Genomic DNA, 12,362 nt, shown 5'->3' on the forward strand with positions numbered 1-12,362 from the left:
GACATATCTTAGCCGCAGCCGACCATATCGCGCGGCAGATAGCACGCCGCCGGCTCGGTCTTGGTCTCGAACAGCGACCGCTTCGGCTTGAAATAGAAGAAGGTCACCGGCTTGCTCTCGCGCACGCTGCCATCGGCGAAATGCGCCGCGATGCTGAAGCTGTGGATCGACGACATCGACGACCACATCTTCAGCCGCGCCGTGTAAGCGCTGATGCTCTTGTTGCCACGTACCGGCATGGCGATCGTGTAGTCATGCTTGCCGATCGGAAACTCGATGTTCTGGTAGCGCATCGCCTCCGGCGTGCCGCCGCCGCCATCGCCACATTCGGCCATCGATTCCGGGGTCTCGAAAACCGCCATGGTCACGGAGGTGCGGAACGGCTCGCTCTGCTGGTGGACGTGACCTTCGTCATCCGCCCAGGAATAATCGAACTTGCCGATAGCATTCAGCGTCATCGCCTGTTGCATGTTGCCGAGATAGTCGGCGACCTCGCCGAACTTGATCTTGTTGGTCACTTGGCTGCGGCAGACATTGAGACTGTCGACCGAAGGACAGGGGAAACGTCCGGTCTCGAGGCTCGCCGTATCGACGCCAGCCTCGGCGAGCACACTCTTGACCGACACGTCGACACCTTCGCCGAAACCGCCAATGTCCTTGGTGAACATGCGGCTTGGCTGGCCGGTTGGGTCGCCATCCTCGTTCACCGCTGTGAACTGGATTGACATCTTCATGTCCTTGGCATCGCCCCAGCCATTGTTGATAATCGAGAAATCCGGCCGGAAGCCGACGCAGCCGAAATGCTCCGATATCGACAGCATCGGCTTGCGGTAGGCATCGCTCGAAGCGACTTTCATTTCCAGGCTGTCGAGCTTGACTTTGGATTTGCCTGTCGTCTTGAGGTCGACCTCGGCGAAGGCCGGCGCATCGTCCCAGTCCTTGCTGCCAAAGACATTGCTGGTCGTGATCTGCCCGCTGCCGTTCCAGCTGTCATTGTCCTCATCTGCCTGCGGATAGATCGCAATGTCCTCGTCGCGTACCAGGTGCTGGTACTGCATGTCGGACTGCTGGGTCATGCGCTGATCGACCACGACGCCAATCTCGACCTTGTCGGCGTCACCCCCACCGGCCTGCGCCTTGATGAGGCCGCCCACCCTGGCGTCGGCCAGAACGTCGGGGCGCGACCCGCCGACCTCCTTGCCCATCACCCATTGCGACGCGTAGATCGTGCCACCGGCGAGTCGGGTCCGGCCCCTGCCGTTTTTCAGTCCGTCGACAAATGAACCGGCAAAAATCTCCCCGGTCGTTGACGACAATTGGCCCTCGCCATTCGCAATGCCGTCGACGAACCGGCCCTCGTAGCGGTTGCCGTCGGCGTCGATATGCATGCCCTTGCCGTTGAGTTCCCCGGCGAGCCAATGCCCTTCGAAAACCTCGCCCGATCGCAGTTCGAGCCGGCCTTGCCCGTCGGGCCGGCCGTTCCTGACATCACCGAGATAGCTGGAATAGATGGTCTTGGGATCGTAGCTCGCCGAGCCTCGCACCCGCCAAACCAGCCTGCCCTTGCCATTGACGGTGCCGTCCTCGGCGATCGTCCGATCCGGCGATTGGCCTGCAGCCGGTTCCCAGACGAAATCGAGGTTCTTCTCCGGATGGAAATCCCAAACGCGCACTGCCCTGCGCAACACGGAACGGGTGTCGGCCTGATAGAGGATCTGTACCCGCTCCGCCCAGGCGCCGCCGGCAGGCGCGGCAGCCGGATCGGCGAAAGCCGGTGAAAGCATCAGCGCGCCCAGCATCGATGCGGCCGCGACCCCGAACACTGCCCTTGCCCGCGCCATCCCTTGAGCCCCCTGGACGCCCCAACCCCTTGTCCGATCGAAGCGTAGTCGGCGACCCGGCCCCGTGCAAGCGAAGCCGCATCAACCCAGGAAAAAGGCGGCGAGATCGACCCGCCGCCTTTTCCCGTGTCGTGAATGTGCAGCGATTATTTATACAGGCTGTTGATCCACTGGATGTTGGCGGCGTTCAGACGCACGGCGGTGTTCGCGTCGGGGCTTTCGGCCACGTTGACGCCGGTGATGATGCGCTGCTTGGAGTTGTTGTCATAGGCATAGACCGAGCTGCCGCTCGACCCCGGGAACGTATCGCAGTCATACTGGAAATATTCCGGACCGATGTTTTCGGCATGCACTTCGCAGCTTGCCTTCCACATCGTGCCCATCGGCTTGTCGCCGGGATAGCCGACGAGGTTGGCGGTGAAGTCGCCGAGATCGTCATAATTGGCATAGCCCAGCCAGCCCAAATTGGTGCCGACATCCTGCTTCAGCGTGACGATGCCGAGATCCCACGGGATGACCGAACCATAATAGCCCTGGTAATTGTCGATGAAGCCCTGCAGCACATAGGCGCTTTCATAAGCGAAGGCGCCGAACGGCGCGTCGTCTGCCGTGCTGCCGTTGAGGCCCGGCACGAACAGATAGTCCGCCAACCAGTCCTTGTCCTCATGGCTGTAGAGGCAGTGCGCCGCGGTGAGAACGGTGCGCGGACCGATCAGCGTTGCCGAGCAGCTGCCGAAGCCGGTCTTCGACTTGGCTTCGAGATAGCCGATCGCCGAGAACGGATAGGTCTTGGTGTTCTTGACCTGCACCCGATCGTCGGGGCCGAAAACCTGTCGCCCGGCTTCGCCTTCGCCAAGGTCCGGATCATCGGTCTCGCGCTGGGCCCCGTCCGCGCCATCCGCCGGCGCGTTCAGTTGCTTGATGATAAGCTCCCGCAGCGCCTCGCTGGGTTCGATCTTGATCTCCTTGCCATCGGCGGAACGCCCGACGATGCCATAGGATTTGACAGCCGTTGCCTCGTCGGCGAGCGGCGCGGCGCGGTTGTCTTCGTCGGTCAGCTTGGGCGGCGCGATCGGCTTTGCCCGCCCGGGCGTGAAGTCGCCCGAAGTCACGTCCCGCATGCTTTCGCCGTTGCCGGCACTGGCTGAGCCGGGGTCGGCGGCGAAAGCGGGGACCGCCCACATTGCAGTGGAAAGCAATGCGGACGCAATCATAGCGTTTGTCAGTTTTGTCATGGTGAGACTCTCCCAAAAGTCAGCAAGGACTGGATCAAAATACAGAAATATTGTCGAGATCGTGGTGGCGTCGAAAAATGAGCAAGCCTATCGACGCGCAGGCCGGATCGTTATTTGCCATGGTCAATCAAAAGCCCCCGCCAAAATGACCCTACCCGATATACTGCCTAAAATAATCCTAGATTGGCAATGATAAATCGCTTCCACCTAGCCCGTGGGGGGTTATAGGATTTTGTGCGGGTTCTGCTCGCGGGCACGGTTAGCAAAAGTGGGATTCGGTTTTGTGACCGATCGCGCGCCGATTGAATGCGGCAAGTGATCGGATGTCCGAACCGGCACCGCCTCCTTGCACGATGCCCGGCGCCGGCCGCGCGGGAAATTGTCTTAGGAGGGGTTCAGGTGCACATCACAAATCGGTTCGGGTCGATCGTTGCCGCTTCGCTGCTTGGCGTCGCCGCTGCCGTCACATTCATCAACACCGGCCAGGCGGGCGAAGGCAACGCAAGACCCGAAGCGGCTGTCTCGCCGATGAAGCGCGTGACCGATGCCAGGGCAAAGGCCGCGGCGGAGAACCCGGACGGCGCCGACCGGGTCTACGGCGGCAACCAGGCCGAGAAGGGCGCCTATCCGTTCCAGGTCGCGTTGCTCACCACCGAGAGGCTGGACGAGAACCCGGCCTCGCAGGCCAACGCACAGTTCTGCGGCGGCAGCCTGATCGCGCCGCAATGGGTGCTGACGGCGGCACACTGTCTCAACGACAACGGCCAGCCGATCTCGCCAGACTCCGTCACCGTGCTGACCGGCGCCACCGAGCTCAGCGAAGGCACGCGCCACAAGGTGGCTGAAGTCATCGTCAACGAGGGCTACAGCGAGCAGACGCTCGACAACGACCTCGGCCTGCTCCGGCTTGCCGAGCCGGCCGATGCGCCGGCCATCAAGGTCACCCATGATGCGACCCCCGAGGCCGGCAAGACCACGGTCACCGGCTGGGGCAAGATGCAGGACGGGACATTTCCGACCACGCTGATGGTCGCCGACCTCGACTTGCAACCCAACAGCGCCTGCAACACCGGCATCAAGGCCATCTATGCGCATGACCTGAAGGCCGCACTTGGCGATCTGTCCCATCGCATGCGCTATTCGGAAAAGGGCATCGACGCCGCCGCGAACGCGATCGCCGCCGATATGACGGATCCGCTGACCGGCAACATGATCTGCGCCGGCACGACCAGCGGCGTGCGTGACGCCTGCAATGGCGACAGCGGCGGCCCGCTGTTCATGGCCGGCGCCGACGGCCCGGTCCAGGTTGGCGTCGTCAGCTGGGGTGAAGGCCCGGCGGACGGAAGTGCGGCCTGCGGCCATAAGGATGCCTACGGCATCTACACGCGGCTGGCCAACTACACCGGCTGGATCGAAGCCAAGATGAAGACCTCGGTTCCGGCGCCGGAAAAGCCCAAGGCGGGACTAGGCACAGCCCAGAAGCCGAAAGCACCCTGACGCAGCGATAGCGCGCATAAAATGGCGGAGAGGCTCCCGCCATTTTTGTTTGCCGGCTTGATGCGCGCGCCTTACTTCCTCGGCGGTCCCTATTTCCTCGGCGGTCCTTTGCGCTCGGCGGAGGCCGCCCACAAATTGATGTCGGACTCACGCGCATAAGTATCGATCTCGGCCAATTCGGCATCGCTGAAGTCGAGCACCTTGAGCGCCCCGACACAGTCCTCGACCTGTTCCGGCCGGCTGGCGCCGATCAACGCCGACGTCACCTTGCCCCTGCGCAGCACCCAGGCCAGCGCCATCTGCGCCAACGTCTGGCCGCGTTTACCGGCGATCGCGTTGAGCGCCTTGATGTTGGCGATGGTGCGGTCGTTGATGAAGGCTGTCTTCAGCGACTTGCCCTGGGAAGCGCGGCTGCCCTCGGGAATGCCGCCAAGATATTTATCGGTCAGCATGCCTTGCGCGAGCGGCGAGAACACGATGGAGCCGACGCCGAGCCCCTCGAGCGTGTCGAGGAGACCGTCATCCTCGACCCAGCGATTGAGCATCGAATAGCTCGGCTGGTGGATGATGCATGGCGTGCCGAGCTGCCGCAATATGTCGGCGGCTTCGCGGGTGCGCTGCGAGTTGTAGGACGAGATGCCGGCATAGAGTGCCTTGCCCGAACGCACCGCATGGTCGAGTGCACCCATGGTTTCTTCCAGCGGCGTGTCGGGGTCGAAGCGGTGCGAGTAGAAGATGTCGACATACTCGAGCCCCATCCGCTTCAGGCTCTGGTCGAGGCTGGCCAGCATGTATTTGCGCCCGCCCCATTCGCCGTAGGGACCAGCCCACATTTCATAACCGGCCTTGGTCGAGATGATCAGCTCGTCGCGGTATCCGGCGAAATCGGTGCGCAGGATTTCGCCGAAAGCGGTCTCGGCCGAGCCGGGCGGCGGGCCATAATTGTTGGCGAGGTCGAAATGGGTGATGCCGAGATCGAAAGCCTTGCGGGCGATCGCCTGCTTGGTCCTGTGCGGCGTGTCATTGCCGAAATTGTGCCACAGCCCGAGTGAGATCGCCGGCAGTTTGAGGCCGGACCGTCCGCAACGGTTGTAGATCATTTTCTCATAGCGGTTTTCGGCAGGGATGTAGGGCATGACAGGAATCCTCGAATTTGAACGGAGGGAGCACGGTCATCGTTGCCTGATAACAGTGCCCGCGCCCCCCTCCTTACCCTCTCCCCGGCCGAACGGGGAGAGGGGGTAAATCAAAATTATCGATAATCCTGCGCCTACTTTGTCTTCGCCAGCAATTCCTTGGCTGCCTTGACGCCAAGAGCGGCCGGCCGCTCACAAGTGGTCTGCATGGCGACGAATTTGCCGGTCTCGCCGGAGCGCAATATGCCGGTCATGACATCGACGGCATGCAGCGCCAGCTCCATCGAACAGCGGTGCGGCCGCCCTTCGGCGATTGCCAGCGCCATGTCGGCGAGGCCGGCGGTACGGTAATTGGCCATCAGGCCCTGGCCGTGCATTTCGTTCGGGATGCCAAGCGGATGCTTCCACTTCGGCAGCTTCTTGACCGGCTTGCCTTCGGCGGTAAAGCGCACCTCGCCACCGAAGAAGTTCGGATCCGGTACGAACACAGTCCCCGCTTCGCCATAGAGTTCCATCGGCGCGTGGCCGTGAGCCCAGACGTCCCAGCTCGTGTTCAGCGTCACCACGGCGCCATTCTCGAACTCCAGCAGGCCGTGGATGGTGGTCGGCGTGTTGACCGGGATTTTTTCGCCCGCGCGCGGCTTTGAGCTGATCGTCCGTTCCTTGGCCGGGGTTATCGCGAAGGCCGCCACCTGCTTCACCGGTCCGATCAACTGGATCAGATTGGTGATATAGTACGGCCCGATATCGAGCACCGGCCCCGCACCCGGCTGGAAGAAGAAGTCCGGATTGGGGTGCCAATGCTCCATGCCATGGCCCATGACGTGGCAGGTGCCGCTGGTGATCTTGCCAAGGTTTCCCCCGTCGATCAGTTCACGCACCAACTGGTGCGCGCCGCCGAGGAAGGTGTCGGGCGCCGAGCCGATGCGCAGCCCCTTCTTTTCCGCCCGCGCCTTGAGGTCCAGGCCCTCTTTGAGCGACAGCACGAACGGCTTTTCCGAATAGACGTGCTTGCCGGCATCGAGCACCTGTTTCGACACCTCATAATGCACGGCCGGTATCGTCAGGTTGACGACAATGTCGATATCATCCGCCTTGAGCAGGTTCTCGACGGTCTCGGCGCGCAGCTTGAACTCCTTCGCCCGCGCCTTGGCCACATCCATGTTTATGTCGGCGCAGGCGCGCATCTCGATGCCGCGAAACAGCGGCGCCAGCGAAAAATACGCCTTCGAGATGTTGCCGCAGCCAATGACGCCAATACCCAATTTCTTTGCCATTGTGATTGTTCCTAGTAGGTCTTGACGGTTGCGATCGAGCGGCGGGCAAAGCGCTCGACGTCGTTGGGATTGTCCTGTTCCATGACAAAGTATTTTGTCGCGCTCTTGGCCCGCAGCACCTTGATGAGGCCGGCCCAGTCGATCGTGCCGTGGCCGACATCCGACCAGCCATCCTCGTCCAGCCCCTCGCCTGGCTTGGCGATGTCCTTCACATGCACGGCGACGATGCGCTTGCCGTGCTTTTCGATCCAGGGTAACGGATCGGCGCCGCCGCGCACCACCCAGGCAAGGTCCATCTCCCAGCCGACATCAGGGGCGGAAGACAGGATGTGATCCTGCGGCACCGAGCCGTCGGCCAGTGCCTTGAACTCGAAATCATGGTTGTGCCAGGCGAAGCCGTAGCCGGCCTTCGATGCCACCTCGCCGACCTTGGCCAGGCGCTCGCCGAAGCCGCGCCAGCCGGCACTGTCGGACGGCCTGTCCTCGGCCATCAGATAGGGGCAGATCAAGAGCTTGATGCCGAGCGCATCGGCGATCTTACGCACGCCGCCGAAGTCGTTCTCCAGCGCATCGATGGAAAAATGTCCGGTCGGCATGGCAAGTCCGTTCTTGTCGAGTTCGGCGCGGAAGGCCTTGGGATCGTCATAGACGCCGCCAAAGCCTTCGACCTGTGTATAGCCGAGCTTGCCGAGTGTCTCGAGCACGCCTTCCCAGGGCTGGAAATTGCGGGCGCTGTAAAGTTGGAATGACCAGTTCATCGTCTTTGTCCGTTTTGCTTGGGGGATGGTTATTCGGGCGTTAGATGCGGCTGCCGGTTTCGGCGTTGAATAGCGAGGCTCGCATCGGGTCGAAGCCCACCGTCACCGCCTCGTCGTTCTTGGGCGTGCGTTCCGAGGTGACCCGGACGCTGAATTTCTGCTCGGCAAGCTTCAGCCACACCAGCGTGTCGGAGCCCATCGGCTCGACCACCTCGACATTGGCCGCTGTCGAGAACGGCCAGCCCGTGCCGCTGTTCAGGCTGACATGCTCAGGCCTGATGCCGAACACGGCTGGACCGGCTTCCGGTTGCCCGTCGAACTGATAGGTGCCGAGTGGAATATTGAGATCTTCGGCCACAAAGAACCAGCCGTCACCGCGCTTCTCCAGCCGCCCCTCGACGAAGTTCATCGCCGGCGAACCGAGGAAGCCCGCGACAAAGCGATTGACCGGGCGGTTGTAGATGGTCTGCGGCGCGTCGAGCTGCTGGATGACGCCGCCCTTCATCACCGCGATCCGGTCGGCCAGGGTCATCGCCTCGATCTGGTCGTGGGTGACGTAGATCATGGTGTTCTGCAGCCTGCGATGCAAAAGCTTGATCTCGACGCGCAGTTCCGAGCGCAGTTTGGCATCGAGATTGGACAGCGGCTCGTCGAACAGGAAGACGTCGACATCGCGCACCAGCGCCCGCCCGATCGCCACCCGCTGGCGTTGGCCGCCGGAAAGCGCCGAGGGCTTGCGCTGCAGCAGCGGTTCGATCTGCAGGATCTCAGCGGCGCGCGCGATGCGTTTGACGATCTCGCCCCTGGGCAGGCCCGCGACACGCAGGCCAAAGGACAGGTTCTTCTCCACCGTCATCTGCGGGTAGAGCGCGTAGGACTGGAACACCATGCCGATGCCACGGTCCTTGGGCTCTTCCCAGGTGACGTTCTTGCCCTTGATGAAGATGCGGCCCTTCGAGATGTCGAGCAGCCCGGCAATGCAATTGAGCAAGGTCGACTTGCCGCATCCGGAGGGCCCCAGCAGCACGATGAACTCGCCATCGGCGATATCGAGATTGAGTGTCTGCAGAACCGACACCGCGCCGTAGTTCAGCGACAGGTTCTGGATCGATACGCTGGGATTTTCAATTTCTGCCATCATCACCCTTTCACCGCGCCGGCGGCAATGCCACGCACGAAAAGCCTGCCGGAAATGAAGTAGATGACGAGCGGGACCAGCCCGGTCAGGATCGTAGCTGCCATGTTGACGTTGTATTCCTTCACGCCCTGCACCGAGTTGACGATATTGTTGAGCTGCACCGTCATCGGATAGGTGTCGGGGCGGGTGTAGACGACGCCGAACAGGAAGTCGTTCCAGATGCCGGTCACCTGCAGGATGACGGCGACGACGAAGATCGGCAGCGACATCGGCACCATGATGCGCAGGTAGATGCCCCAGAAGCCGGCACCATCGACACGCGCCGCCCGGAACAGTTCCTCCGGCATGGAGGTGAAATAGTTGCGAAACAGAAGCGTCAGGATCGGCATGCCGAAAATGGAATGGACGATGACCAGGCCGCTGAGGCTGCCATAGAGCCCGATCTCGCGCAGGATGATGACGATCGGATAGATCATCACCTGATAGGGAATGAACGCACCGACGATGAGGATGATGAAGAACGTGTCGGCGCCCTTGAAGCGCCAGTTGGCCAGCGCATAGCCGTTTACGGAGGCTATCGCGATCGACAGGATCACCGAGGGCACGGTGATGCGAACCGAGTTCCAGAAGCCGCGCGAAAGCCCGTCGCAATTGAGCCCAGTGCAAGCCGTCGACCACGCCTTGACCCAGGGCTCGAAGGTGATCTCGATCGGCGGCGAGAAGATGTTGCCAAGGCGGATTTCCGGCATGCCCTTGAGCGAGGTGACGATCATCACATAGAGCGGCAAAAGGTAGTAGAGCGCCACCAGGATGAGCGTGCCATAGAGGAAGATGTTGCGGCGCGAGAACATGTGACGCGGCTTCGGCCCATTGGGTTCCGAGGCATCGGCTCGAATGGTGCCGGGCGGTGCGGACAGGGAAATGGCAGGATCAGACACCCTTCCTGCCTCCGAATTCGAGATAGGCCCACGGCACGATGACGATCATCACCGAGAGCAGCATCATGGTCGAGGCGGCAAAACCCTGGCCGAGGTTCTGGGCGAAGAACATGTAGTCGTAGACATACTTTGCCGGCACCTCCGACGCGATGCCAGGCCCGCCGCTGGTCTGGGCGACGACCAGGTCGTAGACCTTGACGATGCCCGATGCGATGATGACGAGGGTGGTGATGAAGACCGGTCGCATCATCGGGATGATGATGAACAGATAGGTCTTCCACATCGGTATCCCATCGACCCGCGCCGCCTTCCAGATGTCCTCGTCGATGCCGCGCAGGCCGGCCAGCATCAGGCACATGATCAGCCCGGTGCCTTGCCACAACGCGGCGATCGATATGCCGTAGATGACGATGCTGGAATTGTAGAGCGGATCGAAATTGAAGCTTGTCCAGCCAAGGCCTCGTATCACGCCCTGGATACCGAAATCCGGATTGAGCAGCCACTGCCAGACAAGACCGGTGACGATGAAGGAGAGCGCGAAGGGATAGAGGAAAATGGTGCGGAACGTGTCCTCGAAACGGATCTTCTGGTCGAGCAGAGCGGCCAAAATGAAGCCGATCACCAGCGAGAACACCAGCGAGATCACGCCATAGATCAGAAGGTTCTCGATCGAAATCAGCCAGCGCGGAGTCGCCCACAACCGGTGATATTGGTCGAGGCCGACGAAATTCAGCCGCGGCAACAGCTTCGAATTGGTGAACGAATAAAGCACCGTCCACGCCGTGCCGCCGACGAACACCGCCAGTGCGGTGAGGATCATCGGGATCGAGGCGATCTTCGCATTCAAGTTGCGAAACAGTCGAATGGGGCGTTCGCTCTTGCTCATCGGTACAGCCATGCTGGATCGGGTAAGGGCGGCGGGCTCCCGGCCTGGTTTTGCACCAGGCCGGGAGGAAGGGAATTTGCCTGCGATATCAGTCCGCCGTCGCGATGATGTCGGCGAAGCGCTTCTGTGCCTCCTCGAGCGTCATCTCAGGCTTGGCGAAGAACTCGGAGAACAGGTCCTCCTTCTGCTTCTGACTGTCTTGCGAAAGCAGCTGGTCTGTCCACGGGATGACGGCGCCCTTGGCCAGGATGGCGAGGCCCTTCTTCATGCAGTCGTTAGCCGCGTTGAGGTCGACGTCGCCACGCACCGGCAGGGAGCCCTTCTTGAGATTGAAGGCGACCTGGGTCTTGGGATCGAGCAATGTCTGGGCCAGCACTTCCTGCGCCTTGGACTTGTCGGCATCCTTGAGCAGCGGGAAGTAGAAGGCATCGCCACCGGTGGCGATGACCTCATTCAGGCCGAGGCCGGGAAGGCAGGTATAGTCCTTGCCGGCGGTCTTGCCGGCCACCTGGAATTCACCTTGCGCCCAGTCGCCCATGATCTGGCCGCCGGCCTTGCCGGTGATGACCATGTTGGTGGCCTGGTTCCAGTCCTGCACATTGGTATTCTTGGCCATCTTGCGCGCATCGTCGGCCGCCTTGAACACCTTGGCGACCTCGGGGCCGGCGGCGAACTTGGCGTCCTTGTCCTTGTAGACCTTGAGGAAGGTGTCGGTGCCGCCGACCGCGGCAAGCAACACGTCGAAAGCGCCGGACGATTGCCAGGCCTGCCCGCCGACCGCGAGCGGCACGATGCCTGCCTTCTCCAGCGCCGGAGCGGCGGCGACATATTCATTCCAGTTCTTCGGTACCGGCACGCCGGCCTTCTCGAACGCCGCGTTCGAGAGCCACAGCCACTGCCAGGAGTGGATGTTGACCGGCACGCAATAGATCTTGCCGTCGATGGTGCAGCTGTCGAGCAGGCTCTTCGGCCGCACGACCTCGGTCCATTTGCCCTTGGTGGCGACATCGGTGAGATCGCGCATCAGGCCGGCCTGCACCAACTCTTCCGCTTGCCGGCCGTGATTGAACTGGGTGGCGCCCATCGGATCGCCGCCGGTGATGCGGCTGATCATGATCGGCCGCGCCGTGCCGCCGGAACCGGCAATGGCGCCATCGACCCAATGGTTGCCGGTGGCGTCGAAAGCCTTGGCGAGTTCCGCGACCGCCGCCGCCTCGCCGCCGGAGGTCCACCAATGAGTGACTTCCAGGTCTGTCGCGGCGGCTTGGCCGGCGAACTGCAGAGCGGCCGTTGCCGCTAACGCGGCGGTCAAAAGTTCGTATCGCATTTCGGTTCCTCCCAGAATCTGAAACGTTACAGATTTTCGATACGGCAATTGCGCGGATGGCGCAACCCCTTGAGCAAACGGGCTCCGACATTTTTTCGAGCCGTGAACAAATTCGGTCGAAAGCCCGTGTCTATGTGCACCGCAGCATAGGTCGCTGCGGCGCAAAAACACCAAACAGTGCATTAAAGCCGGCAAAAATCCGCGACCAAGGCATTTTCCTCTGGAATCCCAATGGGTTTCGCAAAACGCGCCATCACGTCTCGGACACGCTCAAGCGTGGCGACATTGGCAATCTGTAACGTTTCAGTATATTGAGCCAATTCTGGCTG

At 61.7% G+C, this 12,362-nt stretch carries 11 protein-coding genes; 2 read left to right on the forward strand and 9 right to left on the reverse strand.

All coding sequences use genetic code 11. The features are described from left to right. Window positions 1-8: 8 nt before the first annotated feature. Window positions 9-1,841, reverse strand: a complete 1,833-nt coding sequence (locus tag FJ978_RS06730) for a hypothetical protein (RefSeq protein WP_140571143.1) — start codon at window positions 1,839-1,841, stop codon at window positions 9-11. A gap of 146 nt (window positions 1,842-1,987) precedes the next feature. Beyond that, window positions 1,988-3,076, reverse strand: a complete 1,089-nt coding sequence (locus FJ978_RS06735) for a serine protease (protein WP_140571145.1) — start codon at window positions 3,074-3,076, stop codon at window positions 1,988-1,990. Between the two features lie 399 nt (window positions 3,077-3,475). Here FJ978_RS06735 and FJ978_RS06740 point away from each other — a divergent pair, with 399 nt between their 5' ends. After that, a complete protein-coding gene (locus FJ978_RS06740; RefSeq protein WP_013892954.1) occupies window positions 3,476-4,573 on the forward strand; it encodes a trypsin-like serine protease in 1,098 nt (365 codons plus the stop codon). Between the two features lie 89 nt (window positions 4,574-4,662). On the opposite strand, the gene mgrA is transcribed toward FJ978_RS06740, so the two are convergent. The 7 genes from mgrA to FJ978_RS06775 form a co-directional block, all read right to left on the reverse strand. Further along, window positions 4,663-5,709, reverse strand: coding sequence for an L-glyceraldehyde 3-phosphate reductase (gene mgrA / locus FJ978_RS06745; protein ID WP_140571147.1), 1,047 nt, complete (start codon window positions 5,707-5,709; stop codon window positions 4,663-4,665). Window positions 5,710-5,843: 134 nt separating this feature from the next. Then, the gene (locus tag FJ978_RS06750) at window positions 5,844-6,986 is read right to left on the reverse strand and encodes a Gfo/Idh/MocA family oxidoreductase (RefSeq protein WP_013892952.1); all 1,143 of its coding nucleotides are present in this window, start codon (window positions 6,984-6,986) and stop codon (window positions 5,844-5,846) included. 11 nt (window positions 6,987-6,997) lie between these two features. Continuing rightward, window positions 6,998-7,744, reverse strand: a complete 747-nt coding sequence (locus FJ978_RS06755) for a sugar phosphate isomerase/epimerase (protein ID WP_140571149.1) — start codon at window positions 7,742-7,744, stop codon at window positions 6,998-7,000. Window positions 7,745-7,784: 40 nt separating this feature from the next. After that, window positions 7,785-8,882 carry a sn-glycerol-3-phosphate ABC transporter ATP-binding protein UgpC gene (gene ugpC / locus FJ978_RS06760; RefSeq protein ID WP_140571272.1) on the reverse strand — a complete coding sequence of 366 codons (1,098 nt, stop codon included), beginning with the start codon at window positions 8,880-8,882 and terminating at the stop codon, window positions 7,785-7,787. A 2-nt stretch (window positions 8,883-8,884) separates the two neighbouring features. Then, a complete protein-coding gene (locus FJ978_RS06765) occupies window positions 8,885-9,805 on the reverse strand; it encodes a carbohydrate ABC transporter permease (protein WP_246678083.1) in 921 nt (306 codons plus the stop codon). A gap of 7 nt (window positions 9,806-9,812) precedes the next feature. Further along, window positions 9,813-10,706, reverse strand: a complete 894-nt coding sequence (locus tag FJ978_RS06770; protein WP_140571153.1) for a sugar ABC transporter permease — start codon at window positions 10,704-10,706, stop codon at window positions 9,813-9,815. 88 nt (window positions 10,707-10,794) lie between these two features. Next, window positions 10,795-12,033, reverse strand: a complete 1,239-nt coding sequence (locus tag FJ978_RS06775) for an ABC transporter substrate-binding protein (protein WP_140571155.1) — start codon at window positions 12,031-12,033, stop codon at window positions 10,795-10,797. A 56-nt stretch (window positions 12,034-12,089) separates the two neighbouring features. Here FJ978_RS06775 and FJ978_RS06780 point away from each other — a divergent pair, with 56 nt between their 5' ends. After that, window positions 12,090-12,332: a hypothetical protein gene (locus FJ978_RS06780; protein WP_140571157.1), complete on the forward strand. Its 243-nt coding sequence runs from the start codon at window positions 12,090-12,092 to the stop codon at window positions 12,330-12,332. Window positions 12,333-12,362 lie beyond the last annotated feature (30 nt).

This window comes from Mesorhizobium sp. B1-1-7 (assembly GCF_006442705.1).
Classification (GTDB): Bacteria; Pseudomonadota; Alphaproteobacteria; order Rhizobiales; family Rhizobiaceae; genus Mesorhizobium; species Mesorhizobium opportunistum.

What these genes read in the sequence shown, in the direction of transcription:
- FJ978_RS06755 (WP_140571149.1), bottom strand. Translation starts at nt 7,744, where the DNA reads ATGAACTGGTCATTCCAACTTTACAGCGCCCGCAATTTCCAGCCCTGG.
- FJ978_RS06730 (WP_140571143.1), bottom strand. Translation starts at nt 1,841, where the DNA reads ATGGCGCGGGCAAGGGCAGTGTTCGGGGTCGCGGCCGCATCGATGCTG.
- ugpC (WP_140571272.1), bottom strand. Translation starts at nt 8,882, where the DNA reads ATGGCAGAAATTGAAAATCCCAGCGTATCGATCCAGAACCTGTCGCTG.
- FJ978_RS06770 (WP_140571153.1), bottom strand. Translation starts at nt 10,706, where the DNA reads ATGAGCAAGAGCGAACGCCCCATTCGACTGTTTCGCAACTTGAATGCG.
- FJ978_RS06750 (WP_013892952.1), bottom strand. Translation starts at nt 6,986, where the DNA reads ATGGCAAAGAAATTGGGTATTGGCGTCATTGGCTGCGGCAACATCTCG.
- FJ978_RS06735 (WP_140571145.1), bottom strand. Translation starts at nt 3,076, where the DNA reads ATGACAAAACTGACAAACGCTATGATTGCGTCCGCATTGCTTTCCACT.
- FJ978_RS06780 (WP_140571157.1), top strand. Translation starts at nt 12,090, where the DNA reads ATGGCGCAACCCCTTGAGCAAACGGGCTCCGACATTTTTTCGAGCCGT.
- mgrA (WP_140571147.1), bottom strand. Translation starts at nt 5,709, where the DNA reads ATGCCCTACATCCCTGCCGAAAACCGCTATGAGAAAATGATCTACAAC.
- FJ978_RS06775 (WP_140571155.1), bottom strand. Translation starts at nt 12,033, where the DNA reads ATGCGATACGAACTTTTGACCGCCGCGTTAGCGGCAACGGCCGCTCTG.